General features: G+C 70.9%; 9 protein-coding genes and 1 pseudogene. 3 read left to right on the forward strand and 7 right to left on the reverse strand.

The genetic code is table 11. The features are described 5' to 3' along the window. Positions 1 to 112: 112 nt before the first annotated feature. Positions 113 to 2,167, forward strand: coding sequence for an APC family permease (locus tag ACSNOK_RS15135; protein ID WP_436781178.1), 2,055 nt, complete (start codon positions 113 to 115; stop codon positions 2,165 to 2,167). Between the two features lie 84 nt (positions 2,168 to 2,251). Further along, positions 2,252 to 3,580, forward strand: coding sequence for a class I SAM-dependent RNA methyltransferase (locus tag ACSNOK_RS15140; RefSeq protein WP_436781179.1), 1,329 nt, complete (start codon positions 2,252 to 2,254; stop codon positions 3,578 to 3,580). A 270-nt stretch (positions 3,581 to 3,850) separates the two neighbouring features. Here the strand turns inward: ACSNOK_RS15140 and ACSNOK_RS15145 are convergent, their stop codons facing one another. The 4 genes from ACSNOK_RS15145 to ACSNOK_RS15160 form a co-directional block, all read right to left on the reverse strand. Beyond that, on the reverse strand, positions 3,851 to 6,124 hold the full coding sequence (locus tag ACSNOK_RS15145) for a UvrD-helicase domain-containing protein (protein ID WP_436781180.1): 2,274 nt from the start codon (positions 6,122 to 6,124) through the stop codon (positions 3,851 to 3,853). Further along, positions 6,121 to 13,077, reverse strand: a complete 6,957-nt coding sequence (locus ACSNOK_RS15150; protein WP_436781181.1) for a DEAD/DEAH box helicase — start codon at positions 13,075 to 13,077, stop codon at positions 6,121 to 6,123. The genes ACSNOK_RS15145 and ACSNOK_RS15150 overlap by 4 nt, the downstream gene beginning before the upstream one ends. Before the next feature lie 120 nt (positions 13,078 to 13,197). Next, positions 13,198 to 13,836 (reverse strand): hypothetical protein, encoded by a 639-nt coding sequence (locus ACSNOK_RS15155; RefSeq protein WP_436781182.1) that lies wholly within the window; start codon positions 13,834 to 13,836, stop codon positions 13,198 to 13,200. Then, complete coding sequence (locus ACSNOK_RS15160) at positions 13,833 to 15,023, reverse strand: AAA family ATPase (RefSeq protein WP_436781183.1); 1,191 nt, start codon at positions 15,021 to 15,023, stop codon at positions 13,833 to 13,835. Before ACSNOK_RS15160 ends, ACSNOK_RS15155 begins: the two co-directional genes overlap by 4 nt. A 325-nt stretch (positions 15,024 to 15,348) precedes the next feature. Here ACSNOK_RS15160 and ACSNOK_RS15165 point away from each other — a divergent pair, with 325 nt between their 5' ends. Beyond that, the gene (locus tag ACSNOK_RS15165; RefSeq protein WP_436781184.1) at positions 15,349 to 16,410 is read left to right on the forward strand and encodes a beta family protein; all 1,062 of its coding nucleotides are present in this window, start codon (positions 15,349 to 15,351) and stop codon (positions 16,408 to 16,410) included. Between the two features lie 34 nt (positions 16,411 to 16,444). Here the strand turns inward: ACSNOK_RS15165 and ACSNOK_RS15170 are convergent, their stop codons facing one another. From ACSNOK_RS15170 to ACSNOK_RS15180, 3 genes and pseudogenes are all read right to left on the reverse strand, one after another. After that, the gene (locus ACSNOK_RS15170) at positions 16,445 to 20,359 is read right to left on the reverse strand and encodes a caspase, EACC1-associated type (RefSeq protein WP_436781185.1); all 3,915 of its coding nucleotides are present in this window, start codon (positions 20,357 to 20,359) and stop codon (positions 16,445 to 16,447) included. A gap of 6 nt (positions 20,360 to 20,365) precedes the next feature. Then, positions 20,366 to 20,794 carry an effector-associated constant component EACC1 gene (locus ACSNOK_RS15175; RefSeq protein WP_436781186.1) on the reverse strand — a complete coding sequence of 143 codons (429 nt, stop codon included), beginning with the start codon at positions 20,792 to 20,794 and terminating at the stop codon, positions 20,366 to 20,368. A 108-nt stretch (positions 20,795 to 20,902) separates the two neighbouring features. After that, positions 20,903 to 21,351: pseudogene (locus ACSNOK_RS15180) on the reverse strand (ATP-binding protein). Positions 21,352 to 21,625: the final 274 nt, after the last annotated feature.

Below are 21,625 nucleotides of genomic sequence, written 5' to 3' on the forward strand. Positions count from 1 at the left end.
GCCCGTCCCGCGCCGTCGCGCACCCGCCTCCACCCGCCGCCCACCCCGCCGATCGGCGCCCGGGTGGGTGGCGGGTGGGCGACCGGGGGACCGAACGCTTACGATCCTCTGCGTGTCCAAATTGACCGACCTGCCGAAACGGATCCTGATCGGGCGGGCGCTGCGCAGCGACAAGCTGGGAGAGACCCTTCTCCCCAAGCGCATCGCCCTCCCCGTCTTCGCGTCCGACCCTCTCTCCTCTGTGGCGTACGCGCCGGGCGAGGTCCTCCTCGTCCTCTCCGTGGCAGGTGTGTCGGCCTACCACTTCAGCCCGTGGATCGCCGTCGCGGTGGTCGTGCTGATGTTCACGGTGGTCGCCTCGTACCGCCAGAACGTGCACGCCTACCCGAGCGGCGGCGGCGACTACGAGGTCGCCACCACCAACCTGGGCCCCAAGGCCGGACTCACCGTCGCCAGCGCCCTCCTCGTCGACTACGTCCTCACGGTCGCCGTCTCCATCGCCTCCGGCATCGAGAACCTCGGCTCGGCCGTCCCGTTCGTCGTCGAGCACAAGACCGCCTGTGCCATCGCCGTCATCGTGCTGCTGACCCTGATGAACCTGAGAGGCGTCAAGGAGTCCGGCAAGCTCTTCGCGATCCCGACCTACGTCTTCGTCGGCGGCGTCTTCCTGCTGATCGCCTGGGGCGTCGTCCGCGGCGTCTTCATGGGCGACACCATGCGGGCGCCCACCGCCGACTACACCATCAACGCCGAGCACAAGGGCCTGGCCGGCTTCGCGCTGGTCTTCCTGCTGCTGCGCGCCTTCTCCTCCGGCTGCGCCGCGCTCACCGGCGTCGAGGCGATCAGCAACGGCGTGCCCGCCTTCCGCAAGCCGAAGTCGAAGAACGCCGCCACCACGCTGGCGCTGATGGGCGGCCTCGCCGTCACCATGTTCTGCGGCATCATCGGCCTGGCCATGGCCACCCATGTGCGGATGGCGGAGAAGCCGGCGACCGACCTGCTCAAGGACGGCAAGCCGCTCGGCGACGACTACACCCAGAACCCGGTGATCTCGCAGGTCGCCGAGGCGGTCTTCGGCCACGGCTCGTTCCTCTTCATCATCCTGGCCGCCGCCACCGCGCTCGTCCTCTTCCTGGCCGCGAACACCGCGTACAACGGCTTCCCGCTGCTCGGCTCGATCCTCGCCCAGGACCGCTACCTGCCGCGCCAGCTGCACACCCGCGGCGACCGGCTCGCCTTCTCCAACGGCATCGTGCTCCTCGCCGGCGCCGCCATCGTCCTCACCTACATCTACGGGGCCGACTCCACCAAGCTGATCCAGCTGTACATCGTCGGCGTCTTCGTCTCCTTCACGCTGAGCCAGATCGGCATGGTCCGGCACTGGAACCGGCACCTGGAGACCGAGACCGACCCCGGCAAGCGCCGCCACATGATCCGCTCCCGGGCGATCAACACCTTCGGCGGCTTCCTGACCGGCCTGGTGCTGGTCGTCGTGCTGCTGACGAAGTTCACCCACGGCGCCTGGGTCGCCCTGCTCGGCATGGTCATCTTCTACGCGACGATGACCGCCATCCGCCGCCACTACGACCGCGTCGCCGACGAGATCGCCCTCGCCGACGAGCCCGGCGAGGAGGCCTCCCGGCCCTCCCGGGTGCACTCCATCGTCCTGGTCTCCAAGGTCCACAAGCCGACCCTGCGGGCCCTGGCCTACGCCAAGCTGATGCGCTCGGACACCCTGGAGGCGCTGAGCATCAGCGTCGACCCGGCCGAGACGAAGGCGCTGCGCGAGGAGTGGCATCAGCGGGGCGTCGACGTCCCGCTGAAGATCCTCGACTCGCCGTACCGCGAGATCACCCGGCCGGTCATCGACTACGTGAAGTCGCTCCGCAAGGAGAGCCCGCGCGACGTGGTCAGCGTCTACATCCCCGAGTACGTGGTGGGCCACTGGTACGAGCACCTGCTCCACAACCAGAGCGCCCTGCGGCTCAAGGGCCGGCTGCTCTTCACCCCGGGCGTCATGGTCACCTCGGTGCCCTGGCAGCTCGACTCCTCCGAGGTCGCCCGCCGCCGCGCCCGCAAGCGCGCCGAGTGGAACGCGCCCGGCTCGGTGCGACGCGGCCCGGTCACCCCGCCGCAGAAGAGGGAGAAGGCCGCGGTGAAGAAGTAGCGGTCACGGGGGAGGCGCGGCGGGACGTAGACTGGACGGCTGTTGTCCCGCCGCACCACCGACCCCCTCAGGAGCCCTCCCCCCATGCAGACGGAACCGACGAAGTCGCTGGTCGGCGAGGAGTACGAGGTCGAGGTCGGCCCGGTCGCCCACGGCGGCCACTGCGTCGCCCGGACGGAAGAGGGCCGCGTCCTCTTCGTCCGCCACACCCTCCCCGGCGAGCGGGTCATCGCCCGGATCACCGAGGGCGAGGAGACCTCCCGCTTCCTGCGCGCCGACGCGGTGCGGGTGCTGGAGCCCTCGAAGGACCGTATCGAGGCGCCCTGCCCGTTCTCCGGCCCGGGCAAGTGCGGCGGCTGCGACTGGCAGCACGTCAAGCCCGGCGCCCAGCGCCGCCTCAAGGGCGAGGTCGTCGCCGAACAGCTCAAGCGCCTCGCGGGCCTCACCCCCGAGGAGGCCGGCTGGGACGGCACCGTCATGCCGGCCGAGGGCGACAAGGTCCCCGCCGGCCAGGTCCCCGCCTGGCGCACCCGCGTCCAGTACGCGATCGACGCCGAGGGCCGCGCCGGCCTCCGCAAGCACCGCTCGCACGACGTCCAGCCCATCGACCACTGCCTGATCGCGGCCCCGGGCGTCAGCGAACTCGGCATCGAGAAGCGCGAGTGGCCGCAGATCGCCTCGGTCGACGCCATCGCCGCCTCGGGCTCCGCCGACCGCCAGGTCGTCCTCACCCCGAAGCCGGGCGGCCGCCTGCCGATCGTCGAGCTCGACAAGCCGGTCTCGGTCCTGCGCGTCGGCGAGAAGGACAACCGGGTCCACCGCGTCCACGGCCGCCCCTTCGTCCGCGAACGCGCCGACGGCCGCACCTACCGCGTCGGCGAGGGCGGCTTCTGGCAGGTCCACCCGCAGGCCGCCGACACCCTCGTCAAGGCCGTCATGCAGGGCCTCATGCCGCGCAAGGGCGACATGGCCCTCGACCTCTACTGCGGCGTCGGCCTCTTCGCCGGCGCCCTCGCCGAGCGCGTGGGCGAGAAGGGCGCCGTCCTCGGCATCGAGTCCGGCAAGCGCGCCGTCGAGGACGCCCGCCACAACCTCCAGGACCTCGACCGCGTCCGCATCGAACAGGGCAAGGTCGAGGACGTCCTCCCGCGCACCCGCATCGACAGCGCCGACCTCATCGTCCTCGACCCCCCGCGCGCCGGCGCCGGCCGCACCACCGTCCGCCACCTCGCCGCCCTCGGCGCCCGCCGCATCGCCTACGTGGCCTGCGACCCGGCCGCCCTCGCCCGCGACCTCAAGTACTTCGCGGAGGAGGGCTACCACCCGGCGACACTGCGGGTGTTCGACCTGTTCCCGGTGACGCATCATGTGGAGTGCGTGGCGATTCTGAAGCCTGCTGGCAAAGGTAGCTGACCTGCAGTTTTGTGGCCTCAGCGGGTCGCTAGACCTCTTTTCGGCGATGCAGGAGGTGGAGCGATTGAGCAGCCCCAGGATGAGGGACTGACCTACAACTTTCGGTTGTGGGCAGCCAGGCTTCCGTCGTCGCCGACGGTGTCGAAGAATTCTTGACGCTCGGATGACGCTCGTAGCGCTCAGTTTTGAGGGGGGTGGAGCTCACGCTTGGGACGTCGAACTCTGCTGGGACAGTGGCGACCGCCTTACCGAGGCCGTGGCGCAGTTTCTTCAGGATGCCGACTCTGGTGTGGCGATCCACGAGTCGTCGAGGAACGGGCTGGGCTTTCCGTGCCAGAACACGTCTACGCTGTCGCGTGCCCGTGTCGCTGCCACAAACAGCAGGGATCGAGCACGCTGGATTTCGTGTCGGTGGCGGACTGGGTCCTTGTCGCGCAGTCTGTTCACGGCCTCGCGCGGCACGAGCCCGTCCGTCACGCCCGCGATGATCATGCGCTGGTATTCCAGCCCCTTGAACCGGAACATCGTGCCGATGTGCACGCCGTCGGAGCCATGCGGGCCATCGGAGCGGATTTCCACCGAGCCGATGCCGTTCAGTTGGAGTGTGTAGGCCACCTCGGCCGCCATCTGGTTCGTCGGCACGCAGATCGCGATCTGCTCGTGCGGAATGGCACGGTCCGTGTCGGCGTCCCACTCCATGATGAGCGCCGCCACGCCTTCCCGCTCGGCGGCCCAGTCCGGGAACGCGTGCCCGACCGGGAGACCACCGTTGAGCACCGACCGGTAGCCGGCCAGAGTTTCCTCGCTGCCGTCGAGGTCGTCGTACGTCGTCTCGCCCAGCACGCTGAGGGCGGAGCGCAGGATCTGCCGCGTGGTGCGGTAGCTGAGGCTCAGCTTCGAGGACCGGCCGCGGATGTTGATGCCCAGGCTGCCCAGCGTCACCTGGTTCTTGTAGATGCGCTGGTGGGTGTCGCCGACCAAGAACAGGTCGTCGGCGCCGCGCGGGGCCATCGCGCGCAGCATCTTCCAGTGCGCGGGACGGAGATCCTGCGCCTCGTCCACGACGATGTGCCTGTACCGGTGGCGCAGCCAGCCGCCTGAACCGTCTTGGAGGTGGATGTTGTCGAAGCCGCCCGCCGCCTCCCGCTGCCGATCGATGTTCAGAATGCGCTGTTCACGGCCGATCTCCAGCCGCGCGGCACGTTCTGCCACCTGGTCCCAGGTCTGCCGCCCGAGCCGGTCGAGCCGCTGTGCAAAGCGCTCGGCGAGCTGCCAGATCTCGGCGCGCTCGGCGCGGCCGATGTTCCTCCCGCGTCCTGCACGCCGGGCCCGGAAGTAGTCGGTTCGGGTGCCCACGGCCTGGCCGAGGATGACCTGCGTCCACTCGTCGTGCAGGAACTCCGGGTCCCAGCCGTGCTCGTCCAACTCGTCGAGCAGCCCGCGCCATTCGCGTACGGCCTGGCTGTCGTCGATGGCCTGCTTGCCGTTGCCCGGTTCGGCCTCGCGGACGATGCGCAGGGCCAGTTGGTCGACGTGGCTCACCTCGACCCGGCTGAGCAGCTCCTCTCCGCCCAGTTCCAGCAGCCTGGAGCGCAGGTCGGCGGCGAGGTTCTTGTTGTACGTGGTCAAGAGGACCGGCTTGTCGCGGCCCGGGGGAAGCTGCCGTACGAGATGGCGCACCCGGTGCAGGGCGACGATCGTCTTGCCGGTGCCGGGGCCGCCGCCCACCCGGGCGGGGCCGTTGTAGCGCCGCTCGACCAGCTTGGCCTGGGTGGGGTGGAGGAAGACCTTCCAGCGGCCGAAGTCGCCGCTCTCCAAGGCCTCCCGCAGGGCATCGTCGGTCGTGGTGACGACCGTCGCCGGCCGTTGGACGGCGGCCTCGAAGTCGTCCGGGTCGACCGGCTCGGTGGCGGCCACCGGCCGGGTCACCTGGTCGAGGACGTCGTCGTACGGCGTCCCGTCGAACAGGGCGAGCAGCACTTCGCCGGTGAGCTGCGGCGCGTACTCGACGAGGCCCAGCAGCTGGTCCTCGGTGGCGAGGGTGCGGATGACCGGCAGCAGGGGTTCCGCGACGCCGAGATCCGACAACTGCTGGTCGGACCAGTCGGCGAACAGCGGCCGGGTCGGCTCCGGCCGCGCCGGCTCGGACGGTTCGGCGGTCGTCGGGGCCTGTGCGGGCGGGGTGGGAATGCGGCGCAGGACGCTGTCCTCGACCACCTCCAGGTCCACGTACTCGATGCCGCCGGTGACCTGGTTGACGCCGTACGACAGCCGGTTGTAGACGTCCTTGCGGTGCTTGACGGAGACGATCAGCCAGTCGTCGTCGGCGAGTCGCAGCAGCAGCGCCCGGTACTCATCGTTGACGCGCGCGGACCAGAGCCTGCTGTCGCCCTTGAGCGGCTGGAGTTTGAGCCCGGTAGTGTGCGGGTTGCTCCTGAACTTGTGCTGGAAGTCGAAGAACGCGCCCTTGACCGTGCGGGGGAGTTTAAGGATCTCCTTGTCGGCCTTGTCGAGCAGGCGCAGTGTGACGCCGGAGGTGTTCATCGCTTCGGCTCCCCTTCCCCGGTGGTGTCGCTGTCGTGCTGTCGATCCTTGAGCAGGTCGATCATCGCCGCCGGGTCCCATTCGGCGGCGGTGCGGACCGTCCAGCCCGCCGCCGAGAACGCCTTGTCCCGGTCCTGTGCCTCGTAGTCGGGCTCGTCACCGGTCGTGCGAGGTGACAGCACCACTCCGATCCGGGCGGCGGGCCACGCCAGTTCGGCCTGCCAGCCGTGGCTGTCCAGCTCGTAGCCATCCTGAGGAGCGGGCACCGCCGCGCCGGCCAGTGCGTGGGCGAGATCGGTGAGCCCCGGCTCCTCCGGGTCGAGGTATTCGATGACCCGGTCCCAGCGGGGGCCCCGCCCCCGTCCCTCGTCGCTCTGTGCCTCGTCTGCCGAGAGCCTCGGTGGGACCGCCTCACCGCTTCCTGCTGCGGGCACCGAAGGCGCGGGGACGACGCCGACGGCGGCCAGTTCGTCCGCGGGTGAGGGCACCGGGGTACGTGCCGACGTCAGCCAGCCCGCTCCGCCGGTCACGGTGAGCACCTCGGGGGCGAAGGCGTCGAGCATGCCCGAGGTCAGCTGGGCGCTGTCACCGCCGCCGTGCTCCAGGAACTGCAGCACGTTGCTCCAGTACAGCCAGGCACGCCAGCGCCGCTTGTGGGTCGGCTCATCGGCGAGGGCCGCGTCACCGTCGTCCAGGACGGTGAGCCCTGTCCACACGGGGGGCGTTCGTCTGCCGTCGGCCGCCAGTACCAGACGGCAGCCCGACGCGTCGAGGCCGGCCAGCAGCCGTACGGGCCCGTTGGCCACGGCGGGCATACGGCCGCGCAAGGCTTCCCGGAGACCGTCGGCGATGTCCTCGCCGGTGAGCGCGACGGCGCGGACCCCGTCCGCCCCGCTGAGCCCCGCGGCAGCCGCTTCCGCCCGCCGCTGCCAGCGTTCCGGGTCGGGGGAGCGCAGATAGGTCAGCAGCAGTTGGGCCGGGTTGACCCACACCGTTTCGGCGAGCTCACCGGGCAGGCCCCGACCCACGCGGGCGTAGTAGTCGCGGGCCCGCTGCCGTGCGTCCACGCCGTACGGCTCCCATACAGGGTCGGCCGTAACCGCCCCCGCGTACCCGGTGTCCTTGATGCGCTGACGCCACTCCTTGACGTCGTGGTAGGTCAGCTGGAACACGCGAAGGCCGTCCGTCCTGAGCCGGGTGCGCTTCATGGCGTCGTCCGACAGCCGGTTGTGCTCACGGGTGGCGTGGTACGCGTAGCCGTCGAGGTACAGGGCGACGCGTGGGCTGGGTGTGTCCAGCCGCTCGAGGAGTATGTCCGGCCGGGTGCCGTCCAGGGCGCGCTGCTGGGAGACACGCCAGCTCACGGTGGTCCCGTCGGCCGCCGTGAGCCGCAGGTCGAGGGCGTACGTACCGGCGGAAGTGGTGTACGCGTCCGCCGCGGCCTTCGACTCCGCCAATTTCGCCCAGTCCCGGAGCGTGTCGATGAAGAGGACCTCCAGGTCGCTCTCCGCCTGTCGTTGAAGGGGGATGTGACGCGTCGTCGCCACCGGCGAGGTGTGCCACCGCTCGCCGTCGGCGCCCAGCAGATCGTCCAGCATCTGGCGGACCTCGTTGCGGCTGACCTTGTCGTAGTCGGCGGCCGGTACTCGCCGCAGCAGGCACTGGTGGCAGCCGTCGAGCCCCTTCTCACGGCACGCGCAGCCCTCGATGACGTCGCGCGCCCTGAGCAGTACCTCCCGGAAGCCGTCGGCGGAGGCCAGCCGGTGCAGGTAGCCCGTGCCGCCGGGCAGCCGGTCGTAGACGACGAGGAAGCGCCTCGGCCAGTCCGCGTCCAGGTCACCCGCGTGGTCGGGCATGGTCGCCTCGGCGATGTCGATGTGGTCGGGATCGCCGCCGTAGCGGGCCGCGATCCCCACGAACAGGGCGGCGGTGAACGACGCGAGCCGCTCCTTGGCGCGTGCCACCGACGCGGGAAGCAGGATGCGCACGGCCTCCGTGGTCAGTTCGTGGGCGAGCAGCAGCGGCACGTCCTCGCCCTTGCCCTGCTGTTCGCCCGCACCGGTCACTGGCCTTCGGACACGACGGCGCGGACACCACAACTGATGGTGCTGGGCGGCCGGGGTGCTCGCCGCCCCCGACTCGGTGAGCGCGTGCTGCGGCGCGTCCACCACCGGTCGGCCGTCGGCGGTCGCGCCGCCGCACTCGGTGCAGACGTAGAACGGGTTGAGCCGTACGTCCTGTCCGGCGAGCGGCACCATGCTGCTGCCATCCTCGCGGTCCAGCCCGAGGTTCAGTGTCCGGATCGTGGCGTGCCGGGTGAAGTCCACGCCGAACACGGCCGTGTCGTGCCGCCAGGAACCGGGTGCCAGCCGGTCGGGGTCGATGTCCACGGTGGTGAGGACCGCGTAGCGCCTGCGGTCTCGTTCGTCGTGGTCGTCGCGGACCCGGGCGTCGTCGCGTTTGTCGCGGGACAGTACGCGCCTGGGCCGCAGTACGCGCTGGACACAGCCCGCGTCGGCGATCTCCCGCCCGGCGCAGCGTGGGCACGGGCGGGTGTCGTGCTCGGCGTCCTCGGTGCGCACGTATCCACAGGCGGGGCAGAGCCGCCACACCGACCAGGCGCGGCGCTCGGGACTGCCGACATCGAGGGCGCGCACCACGTGCCGGTAGCCGCTGACGTAGAAGCTGTTGCCGGGAGCGAGTTCGGTGAGGGCCAGCTTGCGGGACCGCTCGTAGTCCCGGGTCTCACTGCGGTACACCTTGCGGACGGCGCCCTGCTCCGCGGCTCCCGCCCCGTCGGTGTCGTCCTCGTCGCCCGGGGTCTCCGTCCAGTACAGCGTCGCTTCAAGCTGGGTGGTGGTGTCCGTCAGGCTGTAGTTCGGCAGCAGCCCGAGGTCCACCAGGGTGGCGTGGGCGCTGGACTGGCTCAGCTCCCGCAGCAGATCCCCGGCGCCCCGCCGCTCGGCGAGCAGTTCGCGCCGCTCCCGGGCCTGTGACTCGTCGGACTGCGCCAGATGCTCGGCAGCCTCGTCGATCGCGGCGATCCTGCGGCGCAGCTCCTCGCGCCGCCCCGTCCAGTCTTCCTCAGCCTCCTGCAAAGCTCGTACGATCCCGCCGGTCGCGTACGCCCGGAGTTCCTCGGCCGCGTACGCGGAGACGCCCGCCCCATCGGAAGTGTCGGGGTCCCGCCCGTCACTGTCGTCGGGGAACAGGGCCAGGAACTGCTCCACGAGGGCTGCCCCGTGTGTCTGGGCGGCGTCCGCGAGGTCCTGGCACCACCCGCTGGTGCCGAACAGGGCGGAGGACAGCCGGGGGAGCGGTGCGAGCACCTCGCCGTCGGAGGTCCGCAGCTCGCCGCGGGCCGCCAGGTCCAGCAGCCGCGCCGTGTACTGGCGGCGCAGGATCTCCACTGCCGACAGGTAGCAGCCCGGCGGCAGGATGGTCCCGGCGATCATCTCGCGGGGCTCGTCAAGGTAGTACAGGTCGCGTGCCTTGCGTCCGCCGAACGCGACGACCAGCGCGTTGCCCGTGCGGCGTCCGGCGCGCCCGGCGCGCTGCACGTAGTTGGCGGGGCCGCTCGGCAGGGAACCGAGCAGTACGGCGGACAACTCGCCGATGTCGATGCCGAGTTCCAGCGTCGGGGTACACGACAGCACATTGGGATCGGTGTAGTGCGTACCCGCCTTGAAGGTGCGTTCGACACGCTCCCGTTCCGGGCGGGTGAGCATGCCCGTGTGCTCGGCGGTCACCACACGGAACGTGCCGCCCGTCAGGTAGAGGCGGCGGTAGTAGTCGGCGGTGTAGTCCCGCTCCGGCACGAGTGGGCCGGAGCCGAAGCGGGAGACCTCGGCCTCGGCGGCGGACCCGTCGGTCTGAGGCGCGGTCAGCCGGCCCTTGCACCGGTAGCGGGGGCAGGGATGCCCGTACCAGCGGGTGCGGCGCTCCGGCGCCACGACCTGCTGCCAGCGGCAGTCCTCGCAGCTGACGAAGGCCTTGTTGACGACGGCGTCGTCGAGGAGTCGCACCTCGATGTGGCCGGGCTGCAAACCGTAGACCCGGGTCTGGCGGTCACGGGCGGTCCGTACGGCGAGTACGCCGGCGTCGGCGAGGGCGGGGAGCAGTCTGCGCAGGTACTCGGTGGCCCCGGCGGCGTCAAGGCCCAGGCATCTGCGGGTCCAGTCCTGGTACCACCCCAGGCGTCCCGTGATCGAGTCGAACTCTGTCTTGTCCTTCTGCCCGTCCAGCAGGAACCGCGGCGGTGCGACCCCTTCGGGGAAGGCCGGCATACCGTCCGGCCTGCGTCCGGAAATGAGGTAGCGGTCGGAGCCGACCTCCTTGATCCATGTGTCGAGCCAGCGGTGACGCACCGCGCCGCGCAGCCTCAGCCGCTCCAACAGGCCCCGGACATAGGCGAGATAGCGCTCAGGGGTGGGCAGCCCGCCGACCGCCAGCAGCTGGCCGGGCAGGGTCAGCTGGAGGTCCCGGGCCAAGTCCGTGACCCGGTCCGGGTCCGCCACGGCGACCTCGGCGGCGGAGGTCCGGGTCAATTCCAGGGTGCGACCCATACGGCTGCGCAGCCCGAACTCCATCACCGTCGCGAACGCCAGCCGTTCGCCGATCAGTCGCCAGGTTCGTGCGTCGCCGGTGCCGCGCCCGGACAACAGACGGTCGACGCCCGGTTCGTCGTGGAGGTCGGGGGGCACCACCGCGGCCAGCGCCTCAGGGTCGTCCACCGAGTCGAGGACATGGCCGATCAGGTCGTTCAGGGCGGTCGGCTCCCCCGACTGGTCCAGGTTGTGAGCGAGTAGCGACCGGAGCGAGAACTTGTACGAGGCGTTGGCGACGTAGCCCGCCCGGTGTGCCGCGTCCTGCGTGGAGTCGTTGAACAGCAGCGTCTTGCGCTCCTCCGGTACGAGCGCGATGTCGCCGCCGGTGAAGAGCTGGGTGACCGTCGCCGAGGCGAGGGCTGCCTGGGCCGTGCCGAGGAAGCGGATGCTGTTGTCGGTGTGGCAGGCCGGGCATCGGTCGTCCTTGGCGGCCCGGTCGGCGGTCTTCTTGTCGAGCACGGCCAGCGCGAACCAGGCGTCGACGAGGTCACCGTCGTCCCCGGTCGTGGGCAGCCGGTACGTGCCCTGTCCGCCGTCCAGCACCACCACCGACAGCGGGTCGAAGCCGCCGTCCGAGGGCCGTGCACCGGTCAGCGCGTCGAGGGCCTGCCGTCGCTCGCGGGCGGTCGCGGAGATGAAGTAGCGGACGCGCCGCTTGTCCCGGCCCACTCCGGCCCGCCAGATCCGGTCCTGGGCCATTACCAACTGCTGCGGGTCGGCCTCGGGAGACAGGGCGGCCCACCCCGAGCGCCCGCAGTTGCGGCAGTACACGGCGGGCAGGTGCACCTGGGCGGGGCGGGGTGCGGTGTCGGTGCCCGGCAGCGGATGGGGCTGTCTGCTCGCGGAGGACGACGGCCAGCTGCCGGACGAGGCGTCCGGGTCCTCGTCACCGGGCGGCGCGGCGTTGAGCGCGGCCCGGCGCGCGGCGGTGCGGTCGTCCTCGTACCAGCGGAACTCGGGGGTGCGGCCCACCCCGCGCAGCACCCGTGTCACGGGCCGCACCCACAAGTGTGCCTCGATGTGCAGCAGCGGCCGGGGGTTGCGTTCGTCGGAGTCCGGGTCGCGGGCGGCCGACAGCAGCGCCACGAACCGGGACAGTGCCTGGAGTGCCAGCCGGGGATTCTCTCGCGCGGTGCGGCCCCAGGAGTAGCCGAACCGGGCGAGCCGGTCCCTGAGTGCCCACTCGTCCAGCGGCTCGCCGCTGAGCAGGGACAGCACGCCGTGGGTGAAGTCGTGCCGCTTCAGCAGCCGCCCGACGCGGAAGGCGTCCAGGCCGGAGCGGCCCAGCATCCGGGTGGCGAGCGCATCCAGATCCAGCAGGTCGGACCGGGCCTCCACGTCCGGCCCGCCCGAGACCGCCACGACTTCCTGCGGGGTCGGCGGTTCCGGCAGTTCATAGTCGACGGCGCCGGTGAATTCCTCGGCGGTCATCCGCTCCTCGCCGATGACCGCGTCCGCAGGGAAAGGCACCCCGAACACCCGTGCCGCCACATCGAGGATGCCCCCGGCCTCCTTGCCCGGCGCGCCTTCGCCCAGCGTCGCCGAGGTCGCCACCGGGCAGATCGATCCCAGAGGCCTGCCGGGCCGGGACACGCCGGTGGCGGCGGCCAGCCGGCGCAGCAGCATCGCCACGTCGGTGCCCTGTGCGCCGTCGTAGGTATGGAACTCGTCCAGTACGACGTACGCCGGCTCGGCACCTTCCCACAGGCTGCGGTCCTCGCCTCGCTGGAGCAGCAGGTCGAGCATCTTGTAGTTGGTGATCAGCACGTCGGGCGGCGAGACACGCATCTCCTCGCGCCGCGTCATCACCCGCCGGAAGTCGGTGTCGGGCCGGTCGCCGATATAGAGCCCCGCCGTGACCTGGGCCAGCTCCGGCCGTGACAGATACTCCCCGATACGCCCGGCTTGGTCGGTGGCGAGTGCGTTCATCGGGTACAACAGCACGGCCTTGATCCCGGCTCGCCCCTCGGCCTTCTGCCGCCGGCAGTGGTCCAGCACGGGGATCAGGAACGACTCCGTCTTGCCGGACCCAGTGCCAGTGGTCACCAGCGTCGGCCTGGCGGGCCCGTGCAGCGTGGACAGCCGCGCCCACGCCTTGGCCTGGTGCCGCCACGGGGTGAACCCCGGGAACCCGGCCGACCACTCCAGTCCCCGTTCCCACCCGCCGTCGGCGACATGGAACGGCGTCCTGATCCGCAGATACGGCCCGCGGAAGATACCGGTCTCGGGATGCCCGAGGAAACGTTCGAGCGCGCCGCGGGTGTCCTCGTCGGCGAGGGCGTACGTCGTCGTGAGGTACTGCGTCAGACTGCCGCGGAGCTGCGCGGCGGCCATGGTGGGCTTCACAACGGTCCCCCTCTTGCGATGCCGGTGCCCTGGTGATCGGTACCACCGTATAGGGGGTGGCTGACAGTCCTGGCCGGCGGTGGACCGGGGCCCTTGCCTCCCCTGGCGGGTGGTGGCCCTCTATTTGTTCTTCCAGGCGGCCAACTGGTCCGCGAAGTCCCGGAACGATCTGTTGTTGCCGGGCGGACGTGCGCTGACTTGGCCGAGTTTCACGGCCTCCGCCATGATCTTCGGGGAGTCGGACTCCCGGTACGGGGGCCTGCCCAGGTGCTTCTTGAGGTGCTCCTTGGGGTTCGCCACCTTGGTGAGGTCTTTGCGGCAGTCCTCGGGCCGCATGGCCCAGCTGCGCCGCACCTTTGGAAACGCGTCGGGAAACTGCATCAGCCACGACTCCATCTCGACGGCGGAGAGGGCCAGCGCGCTGGGGCAGGGAAGGGTCTTGCGCAGTTGGGTCGTGATTCTGTCCCGCACCTGGTCGTACCGCTGGTCCGAGACCTCGTCCAGATCGGCATGGACGACGAAACCCACCAGCTTGGCATTGCACCCTTCCGCCATGCGCAGGGCACTGTCGCGCAGTTTCTCGACCCGCGGGCTGAGCTGGAGCAGTGCGGGCGCGAGTCTGACCTCGTCCCTGATCGGGACGACTTTGGGGCATTTGGGGTAAAGAGCGGGTATCAGGTGCTGGAGAACTTCCCGGTCGTTGCTGCTCTCGCCGGCGACGACGATGACCGACCGCCGTCGACGAGGGGCGGGGCTCACAGCGTCCCGCCCACTGAACCGGAGAACCAGATATTGCCCAAGGGCTCGTACTCCGCCGCCTCGACCACTCGGCGGGTGTCGGCGGGCTTCCGCGCGGGAATCACGGAGGCGCCGTTCGGTCGGCGCATGCAGGGCACGAACTCCTCGGGTTCCAGCTCGTTGACGAAGACCGGGGAGTGCGTGGTGACCAGGTACTGGCTCCGCTCGCTCGCCTCTCGGAGGCGTTCGGCCATGAGGCTCAGCGCGTGCGGGTGGATCCCGTGGTCGATCTCCTCGATGCACGTGAGCAGAGGGGGATTCGGGTCATGGAAGATCGCGAGCATGCACAGGATGCGTACGGTGCCCCAGGACGCCTCCGTCAGGCGGGTGCGACCCCTCAGACCCTCTTCCTCCAACTCCACCGCCGTTCGGTGGGAGACGAAGTCGGGAGGATTCACGAGGTGGATGTCGCGGATCTGCGGCACCACCTTTCGAACGTCCTCAAGCAGGAACTCCCAGGCGTCGCCGTCCTGCTGGAGCTGTCGCAGGAAGTCAGCGAGGTTCGACGCGTCGCTCTCCAGATAGCGGCCCGATTCGCTGATGCCCCATGGCTTACGGGCCTCCCGTACGTCCGGGTCGAACACCCGGATCCGGGACAGATAGCCCCGGATGTTCTCCATGGCGTGGGCAGACGGAAGGCCTACGGGCAGCTCCAGGTCCCTGTGCAGGGCGGACGCCATCGGCCGGACCTCGACGGGCCCCCAGGCCTTCTCCGCCTCCACTGGGCTGTCGACCGTCAGGGAGCCACTCGTCAGCTCAACGGATGTCTCCGCGCCCTCCACCGGATGCTGGGAGAACAGCTCTTTCCGGTACGTCGTGTACTGCGCTCGACCACCCTCTGTCGGGGCCAGCCGACGCCGCGAAACGCTCAGTTCGTAGCGGTCCGGAGTCTCCTCCGAGGCGAAGTCGGACCAGACGCCTTCGACGCCGATGGTGATCTTCGACACCGGCTTCCGGCCACCACGGAACGCCAGGGAGTTGAACCCCCCGAGCTCCTCCAGCGACGGCTCAATCCCTTTCCGGGTCACGTCCCCCAGGAAATCCAGAGCCTGCAGCACATTCGACTTGCCCGCCGCATTCGGACCGACCATGACGGTCAGGGGCCCGAGCGGCAGCTTCGTGTCGGTCAGGGTGCGGAAGTTGCGCACTGTCAGACCGAGTATCCGGTGGTTCAAGCCTCGCGCCCATCGTGGAACAGCCGGGCCACCGAAGACCCGGACATGGAACTGGTCGGCGCACGGAGGACGGTTCCTCAGGCAGGCCGCTGAGCACCGCTCAGTTCCCTAGGCATGTCGTTCACTTGGGGCGTCCGACCACCGAGCATCACGAAGCGTACAACTTGCGTCACACCATCACCAGATACTTGCGCACTTCAGCCATTGAGACCGAAAGGGCTCTCTTTTCACTGCCCTCGACGTGCGCGGACCCTGGCGAGAAGGGAAAGCGCGCGGGCAGTGCCGAGGGGGAGCCGCGATGTCCGAACCGCTCTACGTTCCCGTTCTGCCGGTCCGGCAGCATGCCCGGATGGCCTACGAGCGTCTCCGGCCCGACATACGGGCGGCGGTCGCACCTCTCTGGAACCTCCCGCCCTCTCCCGGGGTGACTCCGGCGGCGCTGGAGCGGGCCCACTGGCAGAGGGAGCTGGGCCGGGTGAGGGGCGCGCACCGGCGCCATCCGGGCTGGCTCGACGCCCCGTTCGCCGAGGCCGCGCAGATCCCGGCGCTCGCGGAGATCCTGGCCGAGTGCAGCGCGCTCAACCACCTGCTCAGCCCGGTGACCGGGCCTGACCGGAGCGAGGCCCAGCAGACCGCCGCGATGGAGACCGCCCGCCTCTGCGGCTGCGGACTCGGTGTCCGCGTCCCTATGCCGGGGGAATGGGATGGAGCCACCGCAGAGGCCGTCGCCGGGCTGCTGGCCCGGATCGACCAAGAGGTGCCCGTCGATCTGCTCCTGGACCTGGGCAGCGTCCCGCCCGGCCGCCCCGACGCGGGAAAGGAAGCGCTGCGCGCTCTGGACGCGCTCGTGGCCCTGGCCGACGCCTGGCGGACCGTCGCCGTACTCGGCGGGGCCGTCCCTCACGTCACGGACGACATGCTGCCGTTGGGGGAGCTGCACGAAGAGCCCCGCGCCGACTGGGAGATGTGGCACGAGATACGCGTCGGCGGCCGGGAACGCCTCTCCCAGCTCAGATACGGCGACTACGGTGTGCAACCTCCCGCTGCCCTGGCCACGGAGCCCGGGGGCGGAGGCCCGCCCTGGGGCGTACTTCGCTACACCACCGACCGCTCGTTCGTGCTGTGCAAGGTGCTGAACGGGGGACCGGATCGTACGGCGAGCATCCGGGCCGCCGCCCGCCGGATCCGTGATCTGCCCGAGTTCCGGGGAGCGGCAGCGAGTGCCGGGGAGACTTGGCTGCGCGACTGCGCCGACGGGCCCGTGACGGACAGCAAGGGCTCCGGCAGCCACACCGAGTGGCTTCGGGCGGGCAACGTCCAGCACATCACCTACGTCGTCCGGTCCCTGTCCGGCACCTGAACCGGCCCCGCTCCCGGCGGAGGTACATCCCGGCTCAGTCGAACAGCGGGGCAAGCACCTCCTCGCCTGCCAGGATCCGCCACGCCGGCACCCGCACCGTCCGGCCCACCGGGCACGCCTTCGCCCCGTAGCCCCCGGACGGCAGCCCGGTGAGGAGGTCGCTTCGTGCGTGTGTAAGCCGCAGATGCCGTGCCGGGTCGGTGCCGGGCGGCGGGCCGGGGTCGATCAGGACCGCCGTGTTCTCGCCGGCCTCGGTGAACAGCAGGTCCACCGGGTGGCCGCCGACCACCGCCGATCGCTCCAGGTCGGTGATCCCGCGCTCGGCGAGGTACTGCTGGAGCAGGTCGGCGAGTTCCTCGCGGAACCCGGTCGCCGGGGTGGCCGTCACCACTGGTCCCTCGGCCTCGTCCGCCCCCAGGAGTGCCGAGCGCCCCGCGAGCAAGGTCGGCAGCCCGCTCTGGCCCTGCCAGAAGGCGTGCGCGCCCACGGTGATCAGCTGCGACTTCGCCCGGGTCACCGCCACGTTCCACAGGTTGACCTGGCTCGCCACCCAATGGGTCGTCCTCGGCGGGGTGTTGTACGTGGTCACCGGGCTGAGCACCATCACGTCGCGCTGCCCGCCCTGGAAGGCGTGCACGGTGCCGACCCGGACGCGGTCGTCGTCGCGCCACACCCGCGCCAGCGCCTCCTTCTGCGCCCGGAACGGCGTGACCACACCGACCGTGGCGTTCTGCGGCAGCCGCGCCAGGAGTACGTCCACGACCCGCCGTACGGCCTCGGCCTCCGCCGCGTTGCGCCAGGACCGCCCGTCGCCGCCCCGCGCCGACTCGCCATGCGGTACGTCGACCCAGCCGAGCGCCGGCGCCGGATCGGCCGCGCCCAGCGGGTCGAGGGCCGGGACCTGCCGCCGTACGTCGGTGAGCACCTGCAACTGGCCCGCGTAGCAGTAGCCGTTGACGATGTCGGCGATCTGCGGGTGACACCGGTAGTGCTCGTCGAGGAGCAGCGCGGAGTCACCGTGCTGTTCGGCCGCGTGGTACGAGGAGTACACGTGGTAGGTGAGCCGGTGGTCCTCGAGCTGCGCCGCGCTCAGCCCGGCCCTGACCCGCGCCTGCTGTTCCTGCTGCGGTGACACGCCGGGAATGTGGCCCAGCTGCATCGGGTCGCCGATGATCAGCGCCCTGCGAGCCCGGAACAGCAGCGGCAGCACCGCGGGGATGGAGCACTGGCTCGCCTCGTCGATCACGACGAGGTCGAACAGTTTCGGGGTGAGCTCCAGCTGCCGTACCGAGTGGGTGCTGACGGCCCAGCCCTTGATGTGCGTCATCAGGTTCTTCTGGCTGCGCTGGAAGCCCGAGCGGCCCCGGAGCGCCTGGAGCCGCTGCTGCATGAGCCCGCGCGCCCGGGTCAGCGTCTCGGCGGACAGCGCCCGCGACAGCTCCGCCGACAGCTCGGACAGCGTGCTCGCCGCCTCCAGCCGGGACCGCCGCAGCCCGTCCTCGTCCCATCCCGTGTGCCGGGGTACGAGCGCCCGCACCTCCCGTTCCACGGCAACCGCGTCCGCCAGTGACTCCAGCAGCTCGGCAGGCACCGGTCGCCGGGCCGCCCACTGCGGCCACTCCGGCCACGATGACACGTCCAGCCGGTCCGGACTGTCCTTCTCCCCGGCATCGGCCACCGCCGAGACCAGCGCGGCCAGCGCTCGCCGACGCCGCCACGGGCCGAGCAACCACCAGGAGGCCCCGGCGACCTTCCGCGCCCGGTCCTCCCAGTGCACCAGAGCGGCAATGCCGTCCTCGCCCCCCGCCGCCCAGACGCCTTTCAGGAGGGGCAGCGGCAGCTCCAGCGCGACCGCCCGATCCGCCCTCTCCCGGAGCAGCTCCAGCAGGCGCCCCTCCTCGCCGACGTGTCGCGCGGCCTCCGCCTGCAGCCCGTCGGCCGCCTGACGGGCACTGCGCAACTGCCCGCTCACGGTGGCCGATCCGCGTCGTGGCGCCTGGGCGGGCTCGCCGAGCAGCCGCTCCAGCTTCGCCGCCTCCCGCTCCAGCGCCTCGGCGTTGCCCGTGCGCATCAACAGGCCAGGCGCAATGTCGTCGCAGCGCTCGGCGACGACGTTCACGGCCTCGTTGTTCGTGGAGGCGACCAGCACGGACTGCCCGGCGGCGACACACGTGGTGACGACGGCAGTGACGACCTCGCTCTTGCCCGTCCCCGGAGGCCCGGTCGCCACCGTCAGGGGCCGCGTCATCGCCGAAGAGATCACCGACTCCTGGCTCTCGTTGCACGGCCCCGGAGCCACCACGGCGACGGAGGTGTCCCGTGCCCCGCCCTCACCGCCGCTCAGCAGCGCGTCCAGGGCTGTGCCGGGGATCTGCCCGGTCCGGGTCGACATCTGCAACAGGTTGTCCACTAGGGCCTCGGTGGCCTTGGCTTCCACACCCGAAGGCACCAGCAGGACGGCCGCGTTGTGCGCGCCGGGCCGCAGGGCCTGCATCACCGTCCGCTCGCTGAGCGCGGACGGGTCGAGCGGCTCCAGCTCCGGCAGCCCCAGCTCGTCCAGCAACTCCCTTATGGAGCGCAGCATCTGTGCGTCGTTGCCCTCCTGCCAGGACGGCTGCCAGCGTGCGACGAGGTCGGCCGCGTCGCCCGCGTCCAGCAGTTCCGAGACGACACCGGTGTGCAGGGAGGGAACGCCACTGGGCCGGAGCACGTCCCGGCCCTCCTCATCCGGGGCCAGTTCCATCTGCTGGATGAGCAGCGGCGCCAGCTCCACCGCCGTACGGCGACCCCGTGCCCCGCCGTCCCGAACGGGAAGCGTGATCGCCGGATAGCCGTACCAGTACTCCTGCTGCGCCCCCATGTCACCGTCGCCCGTACCGGACGACCGGCCCTGAGGCTTGGGCAGCTTCCCGGGAGCAGGAAAGACGGAACCCCGCCCCGACTGGATGGCCTCCTCACCCTGGCCCAGCAGGAAGTACTTCGAGTCGCGCCCACTGTCCCGGTCGGGTCGCATGCCGGCCGCCGATTGGGCAGTCAGGCAGTGCGCGTAGTACCGCAGCAGCCGCTCCCAATCGACGCCGTCCCGTGCGTCCAGCGCGGCCAGCTCCCGCGCCTTCAACAGTGCGGGGGAACGCTGGGCGGCCTCGGCCGCGTCGCGCGGCAGCGCCGGGAGGTGCACCGGGCGGGCCACCGACCGGGCGAAGGGCAGCTGGTTCGTGGCTCTGATCGTGGACTTGGTGGGCCGCTGCTCCTCCGGTACGCCGTCGCGCCGCATCTGCGCGGTCAGATACTCGAAAAGGTCGTCCGGCGAGATCCAGCCGCCCTCCTTGATCCGTCCGTTGCGCAGCCCTTCCACGATCTCCCCGGTGAACCGGGACGTACCGAGACTCGACCCGGCCGGCGCCATCGCGGACGCGGACTGGAGGGCGTCGGACGCGGTGATGAAGTACACGCCGGTCGGCCGCAGCAGCGTGCTCGGCGCGGGCCGCGCGGGCTCCTCCGCCGGGCCCTTCGCGGTCCAGCCCTGTACGACGGAACCGCTGGAGCAGCAGTCCAGCAGCACCAGCTTCGAGGCCGCCCGGCACGACTGGAGCATCCGCTCCAGGAACTCCGCCGGAACCGCCGTACCCGGCAGGTTGTCCGGATCGGTGTCCCGGGTCAGGAAGTACAGCTGGTTGTCGTCCTCGCAGAACTCCCCGTGCCCGCTGAAGTACAGCAGGGCCGTCTCGCTGGGCCGGCGCTCGTTCAGGAACGTCTCGACGGCATGCAGCATCTCCGCGCGGGTCGGCTCGGCGACCATCGCGCAGTCGTTGTACATGCCGATCTCGGTGTTCTCCAGCACCGCCCGCATGTAGTGCAGGTCGGCGCGCACGGGCGGCAGATCGTGGTACGCGTCGCTGTCATACGTGGACACGCCTACGAGCATGGCGAACCGGTCGTTGTCGGTCATGCGCCCTCAGCCCGCCGCGGAGGTGTTGCCGCGGCCGTCGTCACCCGCCGGGCGAGGGGTCTCACTGCCGCCCGCCAGGAACCGCTCGATTCGTTCGTCGTCCTCGCGGGCCTGCTTCCCGGTGATGTGCAGGGTCGCCCCGTCCGGCCGCCGCACGACGATCGTCCGCTGCGGCACCCGCGCCAGCCAGATCTGCACCCCGGCCGCGACCAGCGAACCGGCACTGATCACCACGCCGATCGTGTCGGCCGTGAGCCCACCCTTGAGCGCCCCGTCAACCGCCGCGCTCGCGCCTGCGCCCCGCCGAGGAACGTCCAGCGCCGCCCCGGGATCGGCATTGGCGATCTCGGCGAGCAGCTCACGCGCCTCCTTGCGCGCACGCAACGCGTCCTCGTCGACGATGGAGATCCGGTACCCGGTCCGTTCCTCGGGCATGGTGGTCACAGCGCGTCCCCTCGATCTGCCGTGTGCGCCTGATGGAGGCGTGAGCGGACGACGATAGTCGGCGGGTCTGACAGTGGGCCCCGCTTGGCCGAGAACCCGTCAGGCGTTGGCGGGAAAGTGACTGATCGGAGCCGGTACGCGTGCCTCGCCGGGCAGCCACAACTCCGCCCACACGATCTTGCCGGGCCCGTTGGCGCGCGGTGTGACCGCCCAACGCGATGCCAGCCGCGCCACGATGAGCAGACCCCGACCCGACTCGGCGCCGCTGGGAGGTCCTTGTCGCGGTGAGTGCCAGTTTGCGTTCGGAGCGGGTGTCGGTGACCTCGGCGCGCAGGGTGCGGGGGCTGCCTACGGTCTCGGTCAGCCGTACATGGAAGCCCCGCCCGGCGACGTGCCCGTGCCGTACGACGTTGGCGGCCAGCTCCGAAGTGATCAGCGCCAGTGTCTCGTGGGCGCGGCTGGTGTACGGATGCTCCCCAGGAGTCCAGCCGGTGCGCGATGAGACGACGGGCGAGGCGCGCCCCGTGCGTGGACGAGGTGAAGCGCATCGCGAACTCGCGGACCGGACGCGGTGCGGCCCCCGGTGCGGGGGGCGTTGTTCATGTGGTCTACGCTGGCGCGCCGGTTTTTCCGTGAGGAGATTACGATCTGCACGTGGACGGTCGCTGTACGTGGCCGATTCGCGCGCGTAAGCGGGGCGGAGCGTGACGGTTGGCGCGGGGGGCGCGTTGGCCGGGGAGGCGGTGTAGGAGATGAGCGAGCTGGCTGGGGTGTCCGAGGAGGAGGCCGGGCGGACCGTCGGCTTCGTCGCCGAGGTGCGCC

This window comes from Streptomyces sp. URMC 126 (assembly GCF_051386555.1).
GTDB lineage: Bacteria > Actinomycetota > Actinomycetes > Streptomycetales > Streptomycetaceae > Streptomyces.